This window comes from Bacillus sp. F19, from assembly GCA_023823795.1.
Classification (GTDB): Bacteria; Bacillota; Bacilli; order Bacillales; family Bacillaceae; genus Bacillus_P.
The window spans coordinates 2,409,740-2,430,773 of sequence record CP085710.1; the positions used below are offsets into that span (position 1 = coordinate 2,409,740).

At 35.8% G+C, this 21,034-nt stretch carries 20 protein-coding genes; all 20 read left to right on the top strand.

The genetic code is table 11. From position 1 onward, the window contains the following. The first annotated feature begins 83 nt into the window (after positions 1 to 83). The 20 genes from LIT25_12185 to LIT25_12280 all read left to right on the top strand — a co-directional run bounded on the left by LIT25_12185 (position 84) and on the right by LIT25_12280 (position 21,011). A complete protein-coding gene (locus tag LIT25_12185) occupies positions 84 to 1,094 on the top strand; it encodes a Gfo/Idh/MocA family oxidoreductase (protein ID USK35970.1) in 1,011 nt (336 codons plus the stop codon). A gap of 35 nt (positions 1,095 to 1,129) precedes the next feature. Further along, a complete protein-coding gene (locus LIT25_12190; GenBank protein ID USK35971.1) occupies positions 1,130 to 2,101 on the top strand; it encodes a Gfo/Idh/MocA family oxidoreductase in 972 nt (323 codons plus the stop codon). Between the two features lie 103 nt (positions 2,102 to 2,204). Further along, positions 2,205 to 3,038 carry a sugar phosphate isomerase/epimerase gene (locus tag LIT25_12195; GenBank protein ID USK35972.1) on the top strand — a complete coding sequence of 278 codons (834 nt, stop codon included), beginning with the start codon at positions 2,205 to 2,207 and terminating at the stop codon, positions 3,036 to 3,038. A 114-nt stretch (positions 3,039 to 3,152) separates the two neighbouring features. Beyond that, positions 3,153 to 4,259 (top strand): Gfo/Idh/MocA family oxidoreductase, encoded by a 1,107-nt coding sequence (locus LIT25_12200; protein USK35973.1) that lies wholly within the window; start codon positions 3,153 to 3,155, stop codon positions 4,257 to 4,259. Between the two features lie 64 nt (positions 4,260 to 4,323). Then, the gene (locus LIT25_12205) at positions 4,324 to 5,082 is read left to right on the top strand and encodes a sugar phosphate isomerase/epimerase (GenBank protein USK35974.1); all 759 of its coding nucleotides are present in this window, start codon (positions 4,324 to 4,326) and stop codon (positions 5,080 to 5,082) included. A 24-nt stretch (positions 5,083 to 5,106) separates the two neighbouring features. Continuing rightward, the gene (locus LIT25_12210) at positions 5,107 to 5,970 is read left to right on the top strand and encodes a sugar phosphate isomerase/epimerase (protein ID USK35975.1); all 864 of its coding nucleotides are present in this window, start codon (positions 5,107 to 5,109) and stop codon (positions 5,968 to 5,970) included. A 214-nt stretch (positions 5,971 to 6,184) separates the two neighbouring features. After that, positions 6,185 to 7,009, top strand: coding sequence for a MurR/RpiR family transcriptional regulator (locus LIT25_12215; GenBank protein USK36256.1), 825 nt, complete (start codon positions 6,185 to 6,187; stop codon positions 7,007 to 7,009). A 349-nt stretch (positions 7,010 to 7,358) separates the two neighbouring features. Beyond that, the gene (locus tag LIT25_12220) at positions 7,359 to 8,627 is read left to right on the top strand and encodes an ABC transporter substrate-binding protein (protein ID USK36257.1); all 1,269 of its coding nucleotides are present in this window, start codon (positions 7,359 to 7,361) and stop codon (positions 8,625 to 8,627) included. A 63-nt stretch (positions 8,628 to 8,690) separates the two neighbouring features. Then, positions 8,691 to 9,614: a sugar ABC transporter permease gene (locus LIT25_12225; protein ID USK35976.1), complete on the top strand. Its 924-nt coding sequence runs from the start codon at positions 8,691 to 8,693 to the stop codon at positions 9,612 to 9,614. Further along, the gene (locus tag LIT25_12230) at positions 9,614 to 10,543 is read left to right on the top strand and encodes a carbohydrate ABC transporter permease (protein USK35977.1); all 930 of its coding nucleotides are present in this window, start codon (positions 9,614 to 9,616) and stop codon (positions 10,541 to 10,543) included. The genes LIT25_12225 and LIT25_12230 overlap by 1 nt, the downstream gene beginning before the upstream one ends. Before the next feature lie 207 nt (positions 10,544 to 10,750). Beyond that, positions 10,751 to 11,350, top strand: coding sequence for a DUF624 domain-containing protein (locus LIT25_12235; GenBank protein USK35978.1), 600 nt, complete (start codon positions 10,751 to 10,753; stop codon positions 11,348 to 11,350). A 531-nt stretch (positions 11,351 to 11,881) separates the two neighbouring features. After that, on the top strand, positions 11,882 to 12,601 hold the full coding sequence (locus LIT25_12240; protein ID USK35979.1) for an N-acetylmannosamine-6-phosphate 2-epimerase: 720 nt from the start codon (positions 11,882 to 11,884) through the stop codon (positions 12,599 to 12,601). 12 nt (positions 12,602 to 12,613) lie between these two features. Then, positions 12,614 to 13,690: a Gfo/Idh/MocA family oxidoreductase gene (locus tag LIT25_12245; protein USK35980.1), complete on the top strand. Its 1,077-nt coding sequence runs from the start codon at positions 12,614 to 12,616 to the stop codon at positions 13,688 to 13,690. 82 nt (positions 13,691 to 13,772) lie between these two features. After that, positions 13,773 to 14,774, top strand: coding sequence for an ROK family protein (locus tag LIT25_12250; protein ID USK35981.1), 1,002 nt, complete (start codon positions 13,773 to 13,775; stop codon positions 14,772 to 14,774). Between the two features lie 2,242 nt (positions 14,775 to 17,016). Continuing rightward, a complete protein-coding gene (locus tag LIT25_12255) occupies positions 17,017 to 17,505 on the top strand; it encodes a hypothetical protein (GenBank protein ID USK35982.1) in 489 nt (162 codons plus the stop codon). 572 nt (positions 17,506 to 18,077) lie between these two features. Then, complete coding sequence (locus LIT25_12260; GenBank protein USK35983.1) at positions 18,078 to 18,824, top strand: GntR family transcriptional regulator; 747 nt, start codon at positions 18,078 to 18,080, stop codon at positions 18,822 to 18,824. Between the two features lie 97 nt (positions 18,825 to 18,921). Then, positions 18,922 to 19,236, top strand: a complete 315-nt coding sequence (locus LIT25_12265) for a hypothetical protein (protein ID USK35984.1) — start codon at positions 18,922 to 18,924, stop codon at positions 19,234 to 19,236. A 1,027-nt stretch (positions 19,237 to 20,263) separates the two neighbouring features. Beyond that, the gene (locus tag LIT25_12270) at positions 20,264 to 20,539 is read left to right on the top strand and encodes a fibronectin type III domain-containing protein (GenBank protein ID USK35985.1); all 276 of its coding nucleotides are present in this window, start codon (positions 20,264 to 20,266) and stop codon (positions 20,537 to 20,539) included. 4 nt (positions 20,540 to 20,543) lie between these two features. Next, positions 20,544 to 20,705, top strand: a complete 162-nt coding sequence (locus LIT25_12275) for a hypothetical protein (protein ID USK35986.1) — start codon at positions 20,544 to 20,546, stop codon at positions 20,703 to 20,705. A 9-nt stretch (positions 20,706 to 20,714) separates the two neighbouring features. Further along, complete coding sequence (locus LIT25_12280; GenBank protein USK35987.1) at positions 20,715 to 21,011, top strand: hypothetical protein; 297 nt, start codon at positions 20,715 to 20,717, stop codon at positions 21,009 to 21,011. The last annotated feature ends 23 nt before the right edge of the window (positions 21,012 to 21,034 follow it).

Below are 21,034 nucleotides of genomic sequence, written 5' to 3' on the forward strand. Positions count from 1 at the left end.
TTTTACATCATAGATAAATGTTAGTTTTCTTCTTATAGCTTAATAGATTAAAACAATAATATAGGAAGTGAGGAGATTTAATTATGAAACATGTTCTTGTTATCGGTGCTGGAACAATGGGAAGTGTTCATGCTTCGGCATATGCAAAAATGGAGGGTGTTAAATTAGCAGGGATTGTGGATATACGAGAACAGATAGGTATAGAGCTTGCCTTATCGGTCAGCACAAATTATTACAAGACCATTGATGAAGCAATGAACAGCGTTCCGGTAATCGACATTATTGATGTATGTTTGCCGACCTATCTGCATAAAGAATTTGTCATGCAGGCTGCAGACTTAGGGAAAAATGTCATATGCGAAAAACCGCTCGCAAGAACAAAAGAAGATGCACAAGAAATGATTGCTTATTGTAAAGAAAAAGGTGTCAAATTGTTTGTCGGACACGTCCTTCGTTTTTTCCAAGAGTATAAAAAAACAAAAGAAATCGTTGATTCGAATGAAATCGGTAAGCCAGTAATGGTAAGAACCAAAAGGGGCGGGGTATTTCCAGAAGCTTGGAATGATTGGTACGCAGATTTTCAAAAAAGCGGCGGATTAGTACTGGATATGGTAATACATGATATTGATTTCTTAAGATGGTGCTTTGGTGAGGTTGAACGAGTTTATGGAAAAAGTGTATTAGGAAGAAGTTTTAACCGAATAGATTATGCCCTTCTTACACTTAGATTTGAAAGTGGAGTGATTGCTCATGTTGAAGGAACATGGGCACATCAAGGATTCTCTACTTCAATAGAGATTGTTGGCGACAAGGGAATAATAGAATATGATAGCTCAAAAGAACGAAGCATTTATTCACAAATTCGGCAAAAAGAAAATAGCGGTGGTGTAGCTGTTCCGTCGAGTCCATTAAAAGAAGATCCATATTTTCAGGAATTGGCACATTTTCTGGATTGTATAGAAAATGATTTAGAACCACTCGTTTCAGCTGAAGATGCATACAAAGCCCTAGAAATATCACTTGCAGGACTTGAATCTATTAAGAGTGGTAAAGTTGTAGAAATCAAATCTTCATTGTCTATCCCTAGAGTTTAATCATTTCAGAATTAGAAAAAAGGAGGAAATAAGATATGAAGGTAGGAATTATAAGTTTCGCACATATGCATGCGCATAGTTATGCAAGTGCTCTCAAGGAAATAGATGGAGTCATCCTTGTTGGAATTGCTGATGAAAATGAGGCGCGTGGACGCGATGCAGCAGATAAGTTTGGTGTTGCTTATTATATTGATTTCAATGACCTTCTTGCTGAAGACATAGATGCTGTAATTGTTACTTCCGAAAATAGCAATCACCACCGCCATGTAACTGCAGCAGCAAAAGCGGGAAAACATATTCTTTGTGAAAAACCTCTCGGAACGACAATGAAAGAGATGGAGGAAATGGTATTAACTTGTCAAAAACACGGTGTAAAACTTCAAACTGCTTTCCCTGTTCGTTTTAATACATCCATTCAAGAAGCCGAAAAAATAATTAAAGAAGGTAAACTTGGTCGAGTTATTGCAATGAAAGGAACAAATCGCGGGACAAATCCAGGTGGTTGGTTTGTCAATAAATCTCTATCCGGCGGCGGTGCCGTTATGGATCATACCGTCCATGTAGTTGATATCATGCGTTGGTTCTTGAATGCAGAAGTAACAGAGGTCTATGCTGAGGCCGATGCTTTTTTCTCAGATGAAATTGATGATTGTGGAATATTAACGATGGAGTTTGATAATGGTGTGTTTGCCACATTAGATTGCAGCTGGTCCCGCAATAAGACGTATCCCACTTGGGGTGACGTAACACTTGAAGTGATTGGTTCGGAAGGAACTATTTTCATAGATGCATTCGGGCAAAAGATAAATGTTTATAGTGATGCAAATGGAACAAAATGGCATTATTGGGGAGATGATATGGATAAAGATCTTATCAAAGATTTTATCACATGTGTAAAGCTAGATTTAGAGCCATCAATTACGGGGCAAGATGGATTGAAGGCTGTTGAAGTGGCTCTTGCAGCTTATCAGGCTGTTGAGCAAAAAAGTCCGGTAAAACTAGAGTGATTCCATATTTCCCCTTTTTTAGAAGCGCGTGGATGAAATAGGAAATAGGAAATAGGAATATATGCCCTAAACATTAAACAAATTATGGAGGGAGTGTTTTTGTGTGGGTTTTAAAAAAGGAATCAATGCTTGGTGCTTTCCTAAATCAATGGAAATTGAAAAAATATTTTATCAAGCAAAGGATTACAAATTTGATGGTGTAGAATTGAACTTGACCGAAGATGCCGATTCCCCTTTTCATATGGGATCATCTGAAGAGGAATTGTTAAAAATCATTGAATTAGCTGAGCAATATGACCTAGTGCTTCCAACAGTTGCTACAGGCCTTCACTGGAAATATTCCTTAACTTCAAATGAACAGAAAATACGAGAAAAAGGTAAAGCAGTGATCAGCAAGATGCTGGAAGCAGCAAAAATTTTTGGTGCTAAAACCATACTTGTTGTTCCAGGTGTCGTAGATTCATCTGTCTCCTATGACATTGCTTATGAACGCTCTTTAACGGCTATTAAGGAACTAGCAGAAAAAGCTGAGGAGCTGCAAGTCTCTATTGGGGTCGAAAACGTATGGAATAAATTTCTATTAAGTCCATTAGAAATGAGAGATTTCGTAGACAAAACGAAAAGCAATTATGTAGGTGTCTATTTTGATGCAGGAAATATTCTGCAATTCGGATACCCGGAGCAATGGATTAAAATACTCGGAAATCGAATCTGTGCGGTTCATGTTAAGGATTTTAACTGTTCGGTAGGAAATATTAATGGGTTTGTTCCACTGCTTGCAGGGGATGTTCAGTGGGAAAGGGTAGTAACTGCATTAAAGGAAATTAATTATAACGGTTTTATTACACCAGAGATTCCACCATATAAATTCAGCCCTGAGCAAATGATTAGGCATACTTCTAATAGCTTAGAGACAATTTTGAAACTAGAAAACTAATAATTTCTGTTATTTGGACGTCCGAATAGTTCAAAAAGGTAAATAGAAGAATCAGTTTTTTAATAAATGTTTTTTTCGGAATATTTCGATTCTTAAACACTATGGAGGAATTATATGAGTAAGAAATTGAATGTCGGAATCATTGGCTGTGGAGGGATTGGAACCGAAAAACATATGCCTAGTCTTGCGAAGCTGAAACAAGTAGAAATGGTCGCATTTTGTGATATTTTATTTGAAAAAGCACACCATGCTGCCCAAAAATTTGGGGCTAGAGATGCAAAAGTTTATGATGATTTTACAGATTTATTAAAAGATGAAAATATTGATGTCATTCATGTTTGTACACCTAATGATTCGCATGCCGATATTACTGTGGCCTCATTGGAAGCCGGGAAGCATGTTATGTGTGAAAAACCAATGGCAAAAACAGCAGCTGAAGCACGCCGGATGGTTGAAACTGCAAGACGAACTGTGAAAAAACTATCAATTGGCTATCAAAACCGATTCCGTCATGATAGTCAGTATTTACATAAGGTGTGTACAGAGGGAGGACTGGGGGATATTTATTTTGCTAAAGCCCATTCGATCAGGCGAAGAGCTGTACCAACGTGGGGAGTATTCCTAGATAAAGAAAAACAAGGGGGAGGTCCATTAATTGATATTGGGACGCATGCACTTGATTTAACTTTATGGATGATGAACAACTATAAACCAAAAGTAGTGCTAGGTAAAACCTACCATGAACTTGGCAAAAAAGAAAATGCTGCAAATGCTTGGGGCCCATGGGATCCAAAGCAATTTACAGTCGAGGATTCCGCGTTTGGGTTCATTACGATGGAAAATGGTGCAACGATCATACTGGAATCCAGTTGGGCTATAAATTTGCTGGACGCTGAGGAAGGAAGATGTACGCTGGCAGGTACAGAAGGCGGTGCTGATATGAAGGATGGACTTCGTATTAATGGAGAAAGGCATGGTAAATTATATACTAACCATATTGAGCTGGAAAGCAGTGGGGTAGCTTTCTATGAAGGAAAGACCGAAAATGAATCTGATCTGGAATCTCGCTTGTGGATTGAAAGCATATTAAACGACACTGATCCTGTGGTTAAACCAGAGGAAGCGCTAGTAGTTACAGAGATTTTAGAAGCAATCTATGAGTCTTCAAAAACCGGTAAAGCCGTTTATTTTCACGATAAACTCCATGCGGTACAAGGATAACAGCTGATATGTGGTGGGTATAAATTAAATGATGGCAAATAAATAAATCCAAGGTGGTGCAAGAATGAAAATAGGATTACAACTTTATACTTTACGGGATGAGTTATCAAAGGACTTTATTAGTACCCTTAGAAAGGTGGCTGATATTGGTTACCAAGGTGTAGAGTTCGCTGGATATGGAGGGCTTAAGCCAGAAGAATTGAAAGATGTTTTGGAGCAATTAAATATAAAATCTCTTGGCAGTCATGTGAGTGTAGATCGTCTAAAACATGCATTGGATGAAGAGATTAATATAAATCGTTTCATTGGCAGCGAGTACGTAGTTTGTCCAGGTTTGCCTTTAGAAATGAGAAATTCACTAGATGCAATTAAAGAAACTGCACAGCTTTTTACAGAGTATGGAAAGAAATTTGCCGAACATGGAATTCAGTTTTGTTATCATAATCATTCCTTTGAGTTTGAAGAAAAAATTGCAGATGAACTGCTTTTCGATCGTTTAATGAACGCAGCTTCTGAAAAATTTATGGGAATCGAACTTGATGTTTGCTGGGTTTATAATGCTGGATACGACCCATTAATTTACTTGAAAGAATACAACGGACGTATACCATTGCTTCATGTAAAGGATATTATTCATGCCGGTACGAAAGCGGCAGAGACAGTTGAACTTGGAAAAGGTGAAATGGATCTTATTCCTATTTTGGATGCTGCAGTTAAAAATAAAGTACAGTGGTTAATTGTTGAACAGGATGAATGCAGCAATCCGCCTTTAGAGTGTGTTGAGTCGAGCTTCAAGTGGTTGAAAAATACGATTGAACAATAAATCTAAACTCTATGGAGGAAAAAAATGAAAATCGGGTTAAGTTCTTATAGTTTATTTTCTGAAATCCAATCTGGTCAAATGACGATTTTTGATATTATCAACTGGATAGCTGAACATGGCGGGGAGCATATAGAAATTGTCCCTCTTGGGTATAGTCTAGTAGAAAACCCAAGTTTAGCAGAGGAAATTGTTCAAAGGGCGAAAGAGGCAGGAATTGAGATTTCCAACTATGCTATTGGTGCAAATTTTATTACGAATGACGAAGAGGCCTATCAAGCTGAAATTATGAGAGTCAAAAAAGAAGTAGACATTGCTCATCGGCTTGGTGTTACACTTATGCGCCATGATGTCGCATGGCGTTCTATACTTGAATCGTCAATTATGCAGTATGAAGAGGATTTGCCAAGACTTGTTCATGCTTGTCAAGAAGTCGCTGATTATGCAATTCAATACGGGATTACAACCAGTGTAGAAAATCATGGATTTTTTATACAAGCGAGTGATCGTGTTTTACGTCTTCTTGATCTAGTTAATCGGCCAAATTTTAAGACTACAATGGACATTGGAAATTTCATGTGTGTTGATGAAGACCCGATCGCTGCTGTGAAGAAAAATATATCGCATGCTTCTATGCTGCATATCAAGGATTTTTATTTGAGACCCTCAGATGAAAACCCTGGAGAAGGCTGGTTTCAAACAACTTCAGGAAATTATTTAAGAGGATCTATTGTTGGACATGGAGACATTCCAATTCGGAAGATTCTAAACATAGTCAAGGAATCCGGCTATGATGGCTATTTATCAATTGAGTTCGAAGGGATGGAAAATTCCAGGAAAGGTTCACAAATTAGCTTGGATAATGTTCGTCGTTTATGGAGCGAATTGTAAAACCTTTTACTAAGGGTTTGCTGATCTGGTAATACTAGTATGAAAATAAAGCGCATGATAAAATAATGGAATGAATCTCTTTTTTTAATAAGTAATGGAGGAAAAATTCTCCAATGGCTATTTTAACTTTGTCATATCCAAAAGGCAATGCTGAAAAAGGGAGGTGAATATAGAATTGAGTAATGAGAATATAAAAAAAGGTAATCCCTTAATCATGATACAAAGTGTCTACAAGTCATTAACTAAAGCAGAGCAAAAGGTGGCTGATGTAATTTTGGTGGATTCGAAAGAATCTATGTATTATTCAGTCACAGATTTAGCTGAGAAAGCGAATGTAGGTGAAACAACGGTAATTCGTTTTTGCAGAAAATTGGGATTTCGTGGTTATCAGGAGTTTAAGTTGGCAATTGCTCAAAATATTGCTGGTATTGTTGATAGAGCTTCAGAAGAACTACGAGAAACAGATGATTTTAATGAATTGGCGCAGAAGATAACCTTACACAATAAACAAGTAATTAAAGAGACTTTAAGCTTAATACAAGAATCTCAATTTCAAAAAGCGGTTGATGCGATTGTAAAAGCTAGAAGACTATATTTCTTTGGCGTAGGTTCATCTGGTATGACAGCCTCCGATGCCCAATATCGATTTATGCGCCTAGGCTTTAATGCTGAATGTGCAACAGACGCACATATTATTGCAATGAATTGTGCACTAGTTTCGGAGCAGGATGTTGTTGTTGGAATTACGAGTTCCGGGAGCACGAAGGATTTAGTTGATTTAGTCGAGTTGGCAAAGGTAAAAGGAGCTTTTATTATTTGTATAACAAACCATGCGAAATCTCCTATAACTCAATATGCGGATGCCATTTTATTGGCTGCAGCAAGAGAAAATCCATTGCAAGGCGGAGCTTTTTCCTCGAAGATTGGTCAACTTCATGTTTTAGATATATTGACCACGATTATCTCCATTCAACAAAAAGAACAGAGCCAGCTATCACTTGAAAAAACAGCAAAAGCTGTTCTTGACCGTTTGTTTTAAATAGAATCGAAAGTTGCTTATGCAGCTTTCGATTCCACTTCACTATTCAATGGACCCGCATGAAGTATATTTCCATTTAAATTAGTTTGAAAATTAAAATTATTCTTTACTCTAGGTGTGGTCCGCCTTATAATAAAAGTATATTCCACATTTTTATATAAAAAGGGAGGAAATATCCTTTCTTAATCAGAGAGGAGGCAACCACTTGAAAATCTATGATTAAAGTCAAGAAACTGATACTTGGATCTTATTTCAGTAAAGGAGTTTTATAGGTGGTTAGTTTGTAAAATACACTTTAAAGTTTGGGGAGGTTATAAAAATGAAAGCGCTATATCGGAAGTTTGTCTTGATGCTATTAGCAGTATCGTTAGTATTTGTTCTTGGAGCCTGTAGTTCTAAAACATCAAAAGAAGGAGAAAAAGTTGAAATTAGTTTTTGGCATGGCTACGCGGAAAGAGATTCAGAAGCTCTTAACGAAAGAGTGGAAGCATTTAATAAAAGCCAAGACAAAATACATGTCAAAATAGTAGGAAATCAGAATCCAGAAAAGCAAATTACAGCAATTTCCGGCGGTAATCCACCAGACATCGTTCAAACACAGTGGAATAATATTGGACCATGGGCTGATGCAGGGGCGGTACAAGATTTAGATGAGAATATTAAAAAGGATCAATTTGATACTTCAAGGATTATTCCAGCTGCATTAGAAAGAATGGTAGTTAAAGAGAAAACATATGCTTTGCCAATTACAATGAGCATGTCATCCAATTTACTGTACAACAAAGAAGCATTTGAGAAAGCAGGGCTTACAAGTCCTCCTGAGACAATGGAGGAACTGATGGAATATGCAAAAAAATTAACACTTAGAGATAAAGATAATAATATTACTCAAATTGGTTTTGTTCCTGATTATCCATGGATCGATAATGTTTTTTGGCCAATTGTTTTTGGCGGTTCTTTTTATGATGATGCTACAGAAGAAGTTACCCCAAATGGTGATGAAAATATAAAGGCAATTGAATTTCAGCATCAATTTTATGAAGAATTTGGCGAGGCGGAAATAGATAAATTCCGATCTGGCATGGGAAAAATGGATACGAAACAAGACCCGTTATTAACGGGGAAATTAGCGATGATGATCGGATGGGAATATAACTTTGAAGATGAAAGAGGGCCGGAGGGACCAATAGGCATAGCACCATTTCCGTATCCAGCTGACAAACCTGAATTAAAAGGATCAGGAATGGTAAGTCCCGTTGCTATGTTTATTCCAAAAAATGCAAAGCATAAAAACGAGGCGTGGGAATTTTTGAAGTTCTTGCTTTCAGATGACTCTCAAGTAAAAATCGCAACTGCTGATCACAAAATCCCTATTATTAAAGATGTTTTAGATGATCCTCGCCTAACTGAGAATAAGGATATGGAACCTATGTTTCCATTCTATGAGGCAGCAAAAAATGATAATTTAAAAGGTTTCCCTAACAGTATTTATATCAACGAGTATTTACAGGCATTGACCGAAGAAACGGAAAAGGCGCTTAAAGGTACAGTTTCTGCCAAAGAGGCAATGGATAACGTGAAGGAGAAAATTCAACCTTTAGCAGATAAAGCAAAATAATATAAGTATGTTTATTGTATAAGGGGCTGTTCTTTGGCCCTTTTCTTTTAAGGAGGGACAGAAATGAAAGAAAGCCTAGAATCAGGTATTAATAGGAGGAAACGAAAACAATTCTTAATAGGAATTTTATTTACCAGCCCTTGGATTGTCGGTTTTTTTATTTTTCAAATCTATCCAATATTAATGTCTTTTTATTACAGTTTAACGGATTATAATTTATTTTCCGATCCTGTTTGGGTAGGTTTTGATAATTATAAACAGTTATTTTCAGACGAAAAGTTTTTCTTATCACTTTATAATACTTTTTATATCACGGCTTTTGGCTTGATTCCTCATATGGCTTTTGCATTGCTGATGGCAATGTTGTTAAATACAAAAGTTAAAGGGATGTCTATCTATCGGACCATTTATTTTTTGCCAACTCTTGTACCGGCTGTAGCAGGTTCTTTATTGTGGATGTGGATGTTTAATGGTCAATATGGGTTAATTAATGAAGTACTATCCTGGTTTGGACTTGTTCAGCCGAATTGGCTGGTTGATCCGAATTGGACAAAGCCAGCTATTATTATCATGGGCTTTTGGGGAACGGGAACAACTACGATTATGTATCTAGCTTCCCTTCAAGATGTACCAGCTGTTTACTATGAAGCAGCCGAGATAGATGGTGCGAATTTTTGGCATAAATTTAGGCATATTACGTTACCTGCAATATCACCTGTAACTTTATTTCTTTTAATAATAGGATTAATAGGTTCTTTTCAATTTTTCACCCAAGGAATCATTTTTGCTCAATCTGCTCAATCGATAGGCGGGCCTGAGAACTCCATGTTGTTCTATGCGGTCTATTTATATCAAACTGCTTTTTCATTTTTGAAGATGGGCTATGCATCAGCCATGGCTTGGGTACTATTTATCATCGTGCTGCTATTTACAATTATTATTTTGAAAACTTCCGCTAGATGGGTTTACTATGGAGGTGAAAAGTAATGCCGAATTTAGAACTAAATAATGCAAACAAACAGCTGGCGAATACGCTCGAAAAGAATCAGGCCAGCAAAAAATCTATTAAACTGAAAGAAGTTAGAAAGAATAATCGAAACAGAGTCAAAAGAAAAATATTGTCACATCTAGGACTTTCATTAGTAGGTATTCTATTTCTTTTCCCTTTTGCCTGGCTTGTACTTACTTCGGTTAAAACGGCGGATGAAATTTTCGCAATACCTATTGTCTGGTGGCCAGAAGAGATTCAATGGTCCAATTATGTAAATTCTATTCAAAAAATTCCTTTTTTCCAATATACATGGAATACGATTGTCATTTGTTTCTTTTCTGTTGTTGGACAACTATTATCCGCTCCATTAGTAGCATATGGATTAGCACGGATTAAATTCACTGGACGAAATTTTATCTTTATTGTCATTATCGGTACAATGATATTGCCTTTTCAAGTAACGATGATTCCAGTTTATGTTTTGTTCAATAAACTGGGGATGCTTGATTCTTTTCTGCCATTAATATTGCCAAACTTCTTTGGGTCAGCATTATACATATTTATGCTGCGCCAATTTTTCTTAACCATTCCGTTTGAATTAACGGAGTCAGCGAAAATAGATGGAGCATCAGAGTTCAGAATATATTGGCAAATTATTTTGCCATTATCAAGACCTGCACTTTACTCAGTGGCACTATTTACGTTTTTAGCATCATGGGGAGATTTTCTTGGACCATTAATCTATTTAACGGATCCGGAAAAATGGACATTATCCATTGGCTTGAAAGCGTTTATTGGCGAGTTTGATGTTGAATGGGGACTGTTGATGGCTGCTTCAACGTTATTTACCTTTCCAATAATTGTTTTGTATTTCTTTGTTCAGCGCCAATTTATTCAGGGGATTACACTTACTGGTTTTAAATAAATGTTTTTGATTTTGTGCAGCATAAAAGGATAGCTAAATGCTATCCTATTTCTCTAAATTTATCCCGCATTAACTGGCAGTAAAAGACCCCCACTGATTGAAGTTTCACTTTATTTCTTGATAGGTATTGAATAATACCTACCAGGAGAGTATGAATCTTTCAATAATTAGTGATAGGTAAATTAGTATTCTCTAGGAGTTGAAAATATGTCATATAACGGAAAGATATTTCAATTATTGGAAGTGGCGCAAAGATATTCATACTTAAATCTTTTGTGGATATTATTTTCTGTTCCTATTATCACTATTTCCCCTGCAACAGTTGCAGCTCAGGGAGTTATCAAGGAATGGACAGAGGGCATTGAAACCCCGATAACAAGTACATTTCTGTTCCATTTTAAAAGGAATTTGAAAAGATCCATATCGGTTGGGCTAATCCAGTTCATCTTCTTAGGTGTATTTTTCGGATATTTAATGATCTTTTTCCAACTGCCGTCTTTATGGAAAGTTTTTGCTTGTATTATCCTTCTCTTTTTTCTTGTTATCTACTTAATAATGTCGGTTTATTTGTATCCGCTGATCATTCATTTTGAAATGGGCTTTCAACAACTATTTCGCAATTCGTTTTATCTTGCGGTATCGCAGCCATTTGCAGCAATTTTGAATCTATTAATCTTAAGTATAATGCTAGTTGTTTCTTTTATATTGCCCGTATTATTTATTCTATGTACATTTAGTGTATGCATTATGATGAACTATAAAATGACCAATTTCATATTTAATAAGGTTAAGAAAGTAGCAGTTTAACCGAAACAAGACTAGGTAGCCCAAAAGACCATACATCTTATTAATATAGGTGAAACAGAGAGTTGAGTCATATAATACAACAGCTGCAATATGAAATTGCATTCAGGCGATGTGTTTGAAGACAAAAGGGCAGCCTCACCAACATGTGGAGTTTGCCCGGTCGTCGTTAAACCCATTCATAAGTTATTGGACTTGCATCACTTTTTTGGAAATAAACAGCTTAAACAGGCGTTGTCTTTTAATTTTTTCGTTGCAAACAAATAAGCAATTACTTTCTAAATTTTATAGGAGTGTAAATTGTAAAAAAATTCAAATCATTCTTTACTTTATAGATGGTCGACTTTATAATGGAGGTATATTCCGGTTTTTTATATAAAATAGAAAGAAAAATCCTCCTGTAAAAAGGTTAAATAAATATATTTTTTTAGATGTGGTTATCAAAAATTTGTTGTCCCCAATCAGGTTGAGACATTGATGCAAAAATAACAATCTCTCATCCTTTTAATTCATCAAGTGGAAGGGAGCTATCAGATGGAAAGTGAAGTGTTATTAAGCAAGATTAAAGGTAAGTTAATCGTCTCCTGTCAAGCATTGGATAATGAACCTTTGGCAGGATTAGGTATGATGGGAAACATGGCAAGAGCAGCTAAATTAGGTGGTGCTGCAGCGATTAGGGCAAATGGAGGGAGTGATGTTAACGATATTAAAACAAAAACAAGTTTACCGGTAATTGGAATTGTGAAAAAGTATTATTCCGACAGTGAAGTATTTATAACTCCAACTGTAAAAGAAATAGATGAATTAATTCAGGCAAAAGCCGACATTATCGCTTTAGATGCGACCAGTCGCCTGCGCCCTGGGGGCATTTCCTTTGATGAACTTATCCAATATATCAGAGAAAAAAGTTCCGCTCTTATAATGGGTGATGTTTCAACAGTCCATGAAGGTATTTCAGCTAAGGAATTAGGTGTAGATCTTATATCGACAACTTTATCGGGATATACATCTTATAGTCCTCAAATAACAGGACCGGATTTTTCTTTAATTCAGGAACTTGTAAAGTATGTTGGATTGCCAATCATTGCAGAAGGAAGAATTCGGGAGCCGGAAGAGGCTAGCAAAGCTTTACAGATGGGTGCACATGCAGTAGTTGTTGGTGCGGCCATTACTCGACCGCATCTTATCACAAGACGTTTTGCAGATGCACTGGAAAATAACTTTCCAATAAAATCAGGAAACATTAAAAATTAAGGAGGAATTCTGATGAGGTTATTAAACATCGGCCTAATTGGTGCAGGAGGAATCTCAGATCTTCATTTTAATTCGTATGAAAAAAATCCAGAGGCAAATATTTATGCAATTTGTGATTTAAACAAAACAAGAGCAGAAGAGAAAGCTGAAAAATATGGCGCTTCAAAAGTTTATACAGATTATCGTGAACTTCTCACAGATCCTGATGTGGATGCTGTCAGCATTTGTACATGGAATAATTTACATGCCGAAATTATCATTGATGCATTACATGCTGGAAAACATGTATTAGTTGAAAAGCCACTCTGTACTACATTAGAAGATGCCTACAAAATTCAAGAGGCGGTTCAAAGAACAGGAAAATTCCTTCAAGTTGGATTTGTAAGAAGATATGGTGATAATACTCAGCTATTGAAAAAATTTATTGATAAGGGAGAACTTGGTGAGATTTATTATGCCAAAGCGTCCTGCATAAGAAGACTTGGCAATCCAGGCGGCTGGTTTGCTGACAAAGAGCGTTCTGGCGGAGGGCCTCTTATTGACATTGGGGTCCATGTCATTGATCTATGCTGGTATTTAATGGGGAGACCGAAAGTAAAAAGTGTAAGTGGAAATTCATATAAAAAATTAGGGAATCGAGCGAACATTAAAAATTTATCGTTTTATAAGGCGGCTGATTATGACGCGGAAAAAAATACAGTAGAAGATATGGCCAATGCCATCATCCGTTTCGAAAATGGGGCATCCCTAATGGTTGATGTCAGCTTCACCCTGCATGCTAAACAAGACGAGATTACCGCAAAAATTTACGGTAACAAAGGCGGAGCAGAAATTGAACCGGAGTTATTTATTGTTTCAGAAAAGCACGATACGATTTTAAATATCAGTCCGCAAGTCGATCATTCGACTTATGACTTTGAAAAAGGGTTCCAAAATGAAATTGATGCTTTTGTTGATAGCTGTCTAAATGGGACCCCAGTTATTAGCCCGGTCGAAGATGGGGTAGAGATTATGAAGATTTTAACAGCTATCTATGAATCTAGTGAAAAAGGCTGTGAAATCCAGTTTACACCAGCAGCAATTAAATGAGACGTCCATATTAAATAATCACTTACCTGCTAAGAAGCTTATGAAAAGAGAGTAAATTGAAAATGAATGAAGGTGGCGTTTCATGAGTACAGAAAATGAATATTACATTGGAATTGATATTGGAGGTACAAAAATTGCTGCAGGTATTGTTGGAAACAACGGTACCATTCTAAAAAAAATCCTTCATCCAACACCGGAAAGTGGCAGAGAGGAAGTTCTTTATACTTTAAAGGAAATCATTTTTGAACTAAACAGCTATTCAGTTAAAGAACAACTCCAACCGATTATTGGCATAGGTATTGGAACAGCTGGTCAAGTAGATATTCAATCAGGTGTAGTATTAAGTGGCACAACTAACATAAAAGATTGGAATAATGTCCCGTTGCGTGAAGAACTTTCAAAAATTTGTGATATTCCAGTCTATATTGACAATGATGTGAATGCTTTAGCGATTGCAGAAAAAATATTAGGTGAAGCTCAACCAGCAGATCATTTCGTTTGTCTTGCTCTTGGTACTGGTGTTGGTGGTGCTGTTTACTCTAATGGGAATCTATTAAGAGGTTCTTGGGGGGGAGCAGCAGAACTCGGACATATTTCGATAGATTTAAACGGGGCCCCTTGTAATTGCGGTTTTCGAGGTTGTTTAGAGCAATATGCATCAGGTACGGGAATTGCTAAAAGAATGCAAGAAAGAATAGCTGCTATAACGGATCCATTACATCCGTTATTCAGTTGGAAAAATAGCCCTGAACCAATAACAAGTTATCAAGTGTTTCAATTATATGAACAAGGTGAATCAACAGCGAAGGAAGTAATTGATCTAATGATCCAATCACTTTCTTATGGGATCGTATCGATTATTCATTCGTTTAATCCTTCTATGGTTATTTTAGGCGGGGGAATTATTAAGAATCATCAATGGATTTGCGAAACTGTGTCCGAAAATATAAAAAAAATGGGGATTTCTTCATTAGTTAACCCAGTTAAAATAAGACAGGCAGCCTTTGTAGAGGATGCAGGTTTAATCGGTGCAGCCTATCAATCAAAGTTTTACAGGAAGCATACTAGTTTGAAATTAATTTAACAGGATCTTTCTAATTTTTCAGTAGCAGGCTCTCCCTCGTCAAGGAAATAACTTTTGAGCAGGTTGAAGGATAAGCCACTTTTTTTTGATACGCTGGTACCAAAAAAAGATAACAATGAAATCAAATAAAAGGTACTCAAAAAAGAGTATCTTTTTCCTTTTTTAAGTAATTAAAACGCTTTCGAAACTACGAAAGAATTCCTTCTCTTAACAATAATCCAACTGCATGTGAGCGGTTCTGGGGCTCCAAGCTTTTTGATGGTAGATTTACATGTAAATGGAATTTTAACAAATTTCCGAAAGAATTCCCCTTCTTCAAGGCTTAATGACAGGGTTGCTGCTCTAGACCGCAAAGTAGAGTTTTTACCCTCTATTCAATAGTATGCATTGAATAGAGAAGACTTAGGTAACGGACTTCCGTCCGTGCGACAAAAAACAAGGTTTAAATCATGATGATATAGGGGTCCTAATGCAATTTTGTCTTCATTTTGTTTTTTAAAATTAAAATGAAGAGCATCTGCAAAACTTTTACTGACATTTGCTCTATCTAAGTCAATACAGTCAACTTCCTTGCCCTCAACTTTGAAATAAAATCTATATCTAATATCACCGTCAATATCTCCATTTTCATAATAACAAATGTAGTAATTTGATTTCTGCAATCCGATGGAGCATATAACCTCTGGACTTTCCTTATTATAAAATTTCCCTTTATTATCCTCAGTGCGAAGATGAATACAATTTCAAAAAATAATATGGTTAACAGACTATTTAAGTTTGTTAACTTGGGTAGCGCTACACCACCATCCCCAAAACGAAAATTTTATCTCTTCACAGTTAATGATAATAATTCATCTCATTTTTTTCGTTTTGGGGAACAACCAATTTCTTAACTTGATGGCGATGTGGCGCTACCCCTGACGCTACCCCAAGAATAGATAATAGTTTTTACTTTCTGATTGTTCTACTGCAATAGTTCGGTTATTTATTTACGCTCTGTTAAATTTACACATCATTTATACGTAATAAGAGAGATAAAGAGCAAACCTTTACAGAGGTTTGCTCTACTTTTAGTTATCGATATAATGTTGCAGCCGAAACCCCTGTTGCTTCCTGAATTTTCTTCACTGTCATCCGTTTAGAATGGCACATTATAATTGTGAATTAATTTTTGTTGATTGACTTTTGGTCTGCCCTGTTAAAAAGCCTACTTTTTAAAGACGTACTAAAATGAACAAATGTATTTCTAAAAAAAACCCCCACCAATAATAGGTGAGGATGGCAATAAAAATTTGCCGAATAATGACTTACTTAATATAACATATTTCACAGTAACGCAACAACGTAATAAAGTTATACGAAAAAGGATGAGCAATTTATCTTTAATACATATTATAGGAAAGTTTAAAGATCCACTTCTATGAGTGAAGTTCATTAAACAAGGTAAAAGACGGTAGAGTGATTCAAAACGTGCAACAACTATTCTAAGTTGTTCGCACGTTTCTTTCCTATTTCCACATATAGGGGTAGAGTCATTGGTAGGACCCCAATGAAACAAAATATCTATTTAGTAGGTAGTAGGTTGGATTTCTAAGAAATCCCGTTATCCGACTTAGTAAGGATACCCCCAGAATGCATAATAAAAATTGGTTTTTCTGATCTTGTACTAATCAAATCAGCATGAAGATTTTTGGATGGGAATTGATACGCCTAAAGATTTAGAAGATGCGAACAAAATTTGGGGGAAATATTCAACATAATTCTTTAAAATGAAAGCAGTCAGTTATGACTCCGGTATATGCCGGAGTCATTTTTATTAGATAGTGAAATGAATAGACAGTTTACTGACTGTATTTTTTTATCCTTAGTTTTTAAAATACTATATTGTTTTTAATGATACATATAAAACCAAATTTTGGTACCTCCTAATTCTGACGTTTCGAAGATTAATATTACGCTTTAGTTTTACACTTGGTTATATTGTTCCAAGGATTGAAATGCACAAAATTCTTAATGTTAAAAATTATTTTATATTTGAAAATTATTAATTATTGAACTAATAACAGAATATCTTAACATAGTTGCTCTTTATTTATATTATGCATACCTTTTTATATGTGAATCCTCATATAAAATAGTCCAGCATAAAATATCTGAGCTAATTAACTTCTAAAATGAAAAAGGTATCAATATTAGATAAATTGCAAACAAAAATCCGTAAATATAACACGGGAGGAATAGTATGAATAATCATGAAGAAGAACTGAAAAATCAGGACAGACAAGATGAGAAGAAAGGCGAAAAACTAAAGAAAAAAGAACTGAAAAAACAACAAAAAAAAGTGAAGAAAAAAGCTGAAAAACTAAAAAATGAAGAATTGAAACAACAAAAAAAGGAGAAGGCTGCCGCAGAAAATAACGCTTTGGAAGAACAAGCACTCCTGCAACAGGCTGCTGATGCTGCATTAAAAGCAGAGGAGGAGTTAAAAAGCCAGGATTCTCATGTGTCACTAAATACGGCAAGAAAGGTAATTCGACAAAAAGCAAATACAAGAATTCATAAATCTGGAAACAGCAAAAAACAGGCGTTGGAAGAACAAGCACTCGTGCAACAGGCTGCCGATGCTGCATTAAAAGCAGAGGAGGAGTTAAAAAGCCAGGAACAGGCTGCTGCTGAAAAACAGGCGTTGAAAAACAAGCACTCGTGCAACAGGCTGCTGATGCTGCATTAAAAGCAGAAGAGGAGCTAAAAAGCCAGGATTCTCATGTTTCACAACATACAGCAAGAAAGGTAATTCCACAAAAAGCAAATACAAGAATTCATAAATCCGGAAACAGCAAAACCCCTTGATTATGAACTGCACCTCCAATTGTTAGATAATGTCTAACAATTGGGGTACAGTTCAATTGGTGTCAGGTTTTTTTTATAATTCTAAATATTTTATTGAGTAAAAAGGTTTTATAAGAGCAATCAGCGAATATCTCTGGATGTAATAAACCTAAAAGGTTGTATGGTTAACGAATCTAGAATTATAAGAGAGAGAAATGTGGGTGATAGAACACTTTGGAGTAGCTCCAAGCGAAAGAAAACTAACTGGTAATAAAACAAGCGTTAGTCGTTTGTTTCCCATTCATATACGCCAGGCCCAAAACTACGTATAATTAGTAAAGAATTGCAGCAGTGTCTTTCTGAATTTTTCAGTGAGACACTTTCTCTTTATTTTACTAGAGCTGAAAATTATCGTATATTAGAGAAGAAAAGAATGTAAAAAGCATTTGATGTTTGGGAGGGAATTTGCAGAAAATGAAACTTGATACAAGTAAAGAGGCGGCACCCCTCTATATTCAGGTGAAGAATGATATCAAGAAGAAAATCGAAAACAAGGTTTGGAATCCAGGTGATAAAATACCTTCTGAATTAGAATTTTGTAAAACCTATGACGTCAGTAGAATTACTGTTAGGGAAGCCATTAATGAATTAGTTTGGGAAGAGTACGTAGTTAGAAAAAGACCGACAGGTACTTTCGTATTAGATCAAAAAGATCAGTTTGAAGAAAAAAATAACTATTATACATATGTTAAAGGCTTCACCTTTGAAATGAATGAACTAGGAAAAAAAGTAACTACTATAAAAGCAAAGATATCAATAGTCCAAGCAGACCAGCATGTTGCGAAGCAATTAAATATTTCTGCAGGGGAAAATGTATATGAGATAAGACGGGTACGAGGTACCGAAGATAATGTAATGGTCTATTTTAAAACGTTTATTAAAACAACTGTTATTTTACCAACAGACCCAAAGGATTATTATGGATCGTTATCCAAAATGTTAAATGAAAAAGGTATTCACATTTCGAAGATTAAAGAATATCTAGAAGCAGTAAAGCCAACGGAAGAAGTAATAGGGGAATTAAATATTGCAGAAGATATTCCAGTCCTAAAACGGGTAAAAAAAACTTTTTGTAAAGATGTTGATTTTGCAGAATATACAGAATGCTATTATAATGGAGACCAATATCGTTATTATATTGACGTTAATTCGACCATTTAAGGAGAAATACAAAATTTCAAAAAAATGTATTGCAATAGATATTTTTTGGGGCATTCTATTATCATAACATTATGATGTTGAATATCTTTTTTCTTTAATGATCGAATATCAGTTAGCTGCCATCTCTACTCCAGAGATGAATGAAAGTGATGAAATCATACATGGAAGAAAAGCAAAAGATTGGGTTTATGGATATAATGTCAATAGCGATGGAACAGACATCAATCAAAATCGTATCCATCCAGTCTATAATGCAGCTGCAACCGGTGTAAACAGCTCGATTGTTAATAGCTTAGTTGGCGAAAAACTTTCACTAGCTGCAAAATACAATTTGGACAATCTTTATAGTGGATTATCTGAAGCAACTTTACATCTCCACCGTATGATGCGCCGGGTGGAACAATTTATATAAAAGATTCTGGCGAAATATATTATCCTCAAGGTACGGACTGGGGCAATGATGTATTTGCCAATATTGATATTTCTGCTTACGTAAATGGATATGATAAAGATGCAAAAAAAATGGGCAGAATTACATGCAAATAAAATATTAGAACAACAAGGTCGCCATAAAGATGGTCATACATATGAGAAGTATCTCCAGAAGAACTAACATTTGAAAAGATTCTTAGACTCAATATTTTACAATTTTGAATATTCGTTAAATCCTGTATATACAGGATTTAAATTTTGAATTATATAGTTATAACAATATATCGATATTACAAAATGTTCACATTGGATTTACACTCTATTAATATTTATCACTTACCATTAAGCAGAAAAGCAAATTTGATTCTGAAGGGGGGGGTTCAAATGATAATGTTTGGTCGTTTGTAAAAAAGTTGCACCGTTTATAAAAAAGATTGATTAAAATACAGTACATATTTTATAAGAACATTGATAAATCAAGGTATGAATATTTTTTGTTCGAACTTTATTCTAAAAATGTTGTCTGAAACATGAGAGGATTAAAGGATTTGATCAACTTTTTTCAAAAAATAAACTTCGTCGTATTGATAAATTAATGTTCATAGCGTATTTTAAATCAAAATTTTTTACAAGGCAACACTTGCTACGCTTAGGGGTCCGTCCTCGGTTCAGACAGGATCTTCATTCAGCACCAATTTCGGCTTTGACAATGATAGCGCAAATTCCGCGGTATATGTGGCGGATATCTTATTAAGCTTTGGTACCAATGCCATTGATTTTGTATCGGTGGAACCGTTAAAGCCCGGATTTACAGTGTCGAATTATAGCTGCTAGCCAAGGCGTAACATTTAGTTGCTTAATCTTACAAAATTTCAATTAATGCTTAAAGTTCCCAAGTTAAACACGGCAGCTTAACGATTGATTCATACAGATCCGGAGAAGATGCAGCGTTTGACACTTACACTATTATCAGAAATGATAGCAAACCTAATGCGGTTGAAGAATTAGTGGCAAACAAAAATGATAATGGAGATATTGTACTTTCTTGGAGAAAGCCAATGGAATCCGACGATAAGGACCTTACACGCGGCATCCGAATTATTGAGAAACACGGTCGCTTAGGGTCAAATTGGAATGTCTATGTTCCAGTAGAAGCAGAGAAGAACAACTATCAATATACTGTGAAGGATGTCAAAGCTGGTCAAGCCTATGATTTTGTAGTCAAAGCGGTGGATGAGCGCGACAATTCAACTCCTAGCTTCGTAAACCACAGAGTCTATTAAACCTATGGCACCAACCAATCCTAAGGTTGACGATGGATTTAATACATATGGCTGGACGGATGTCCCTGGATATTCGGAACCAACAGATTATGAATACAGTGTCAACAATGGTCAGACATGGAAGCAAGTAACCAATCCACAGCCTGCCGGGGATGGCGAAATCTGAACTGGTGCAGTGCAGGTTCGGGTAAAATTCAGTGAAGAGACAGGAGACCCTGCAGGTTTGCCATTGAAATCGAATAAAGATTTTACCGAAAACAATGTTCACGATGTGTATTTTGTAGAGGGTACCTTGACTAGAGGTAATGAGCTAGCAGTGAATGTGAAAATTAATCAACAAGCTGCTTACAGTGATGACGCATATGTGGTATTCGAGCTGTTTAAGGGCAATAGATCAATGATGATCAATGCAATCCCTATTCATCAAAGCTCGATGGAAGTCACTCAGTATCTTAATATAAGAGGATCTTAATACAAGGTTAAAGTATTTGTGTT

What these genes read in the sequence shown, in the direction of transcription:
- LIT25_12225 (USK35976.1), top strand. Translation starts at nt 8,691, where the DNA reads ATGAAAGAAAGCCTAGAATCAGGTATTAATAGGAGGAAACGAAAACAA.
- LIT25_12265 (USK35984.1), top strand. Translation starts at nt 18,922, where the DNA reads ATGATCGAATATCAGTTAGCTGCCATCTCTACTCCAGAGATGAATGAA.
- LIT25_12240 (USK35979.1), top strand. Translation starts at nt 11,882, where the DNA reads ATGGAAAGTGAAGTGTTATTAAGCAAGATTAAAGGTAAGTTAATCGTC.
- LIT25_12260 (USK35983.1), top strand. Translation starts at nt 18,078, where the DNA reads ATGAAACTTGATACAAGTAAAGAGGCGGCACCCCTCTATATTCAGGTG.
- LIT25_12220 (USK36257.1), top strand. Translation starts at nt 7,359, where the DNA reads ATGCTATTAGCAGTATCGTTAGTATTTGTTCTTGGAGCCTGTAGTTCT.
- LIT25_12275 (USK35986.1), top strand. Translation starts at nt 20,544, where the DNA reads ATGGCACCAACCAATCCTAAGGTTGACGATGGATTTAATACATATGGC.
- LIT25_12235 (USK35978.1), top strand. Translation starts at nt 10,751, where the DNA reads ATGTCATATAACGGAAAGATATTTCAATTATTGGAAGTGGCGCAAAGA.
- LIT25_12190 (USK35971.1), top strand. Translation starts at nt 1,130, where the DNA reads ATGAAGGTAGGAATTATAAGTTTCGCACATATGCATGCGCATAGTTAT.
- LIT25_12245 (USK35980.1), top strand. Translation starts at nt 12,614, where the DNA reads ATGAGGTTATTAAACATCGGCCTAATTGGTGCAGGAGGAATCTCAGAT.
- LIT25_12230 (USK35977.1), top strand. Translation starts at nt 9,614, where the DNA reads ATGCCGAATTTAGAACTAAATAATGCAAACAAACAGCTGGCGAATACG.
- LIT25_12255 (USK35982.1), top strand. Translation starts at nt 17,017, where the DNA reads ATGAATAATCATGAAGAAGAACTGAAAAATCAGGACAGACAAGATGAG.
- LIT25_12250 (USK35981.1), top strand. Translation starts at nt 13,773, where the DNA reads ATGAGTACAGAAAATGAATATTACATTGGAATTGATATTGGAGGTACA.
- LIT25_12205 (USK35974.1), top strand. Translation starts at nt 4,324, where the DNA reads ATGAAAATAGGATTACAACTTTATACTTTACGGGATGAGTTATCAAAG.
- LIT25_12185 (USK35970.1), top strand. Translation starts at nt 84, where the DNA reads ATGAAACATGTTCTTGTTATCGGTGCTGGAACAATGGGAAGTGTTCAT.
- LIT25_12200 (USK35973.1), top strand. Translation starts at nt 3,153, where the DNA reads ATGAGTAAGAAATTGAATGTCGGAATCATTGGCTGTGGAGGGATTGGA.
- LIT25_12210 (USK35975.1), top strand. Translation starts at nt 5,107, where the DNA reads ATGAAAATCGGGTTAAGTTCTTATAGTTTATTTTCTGAAATCCAATCT.
- LIT25_12215 (USK36256.1), top strand. Translation starts at nt 6,185, where the DNA reads ATGATACAAAGTGTCTACAAGTCATTAACTAAAGCAGAGCAAAAGGTG.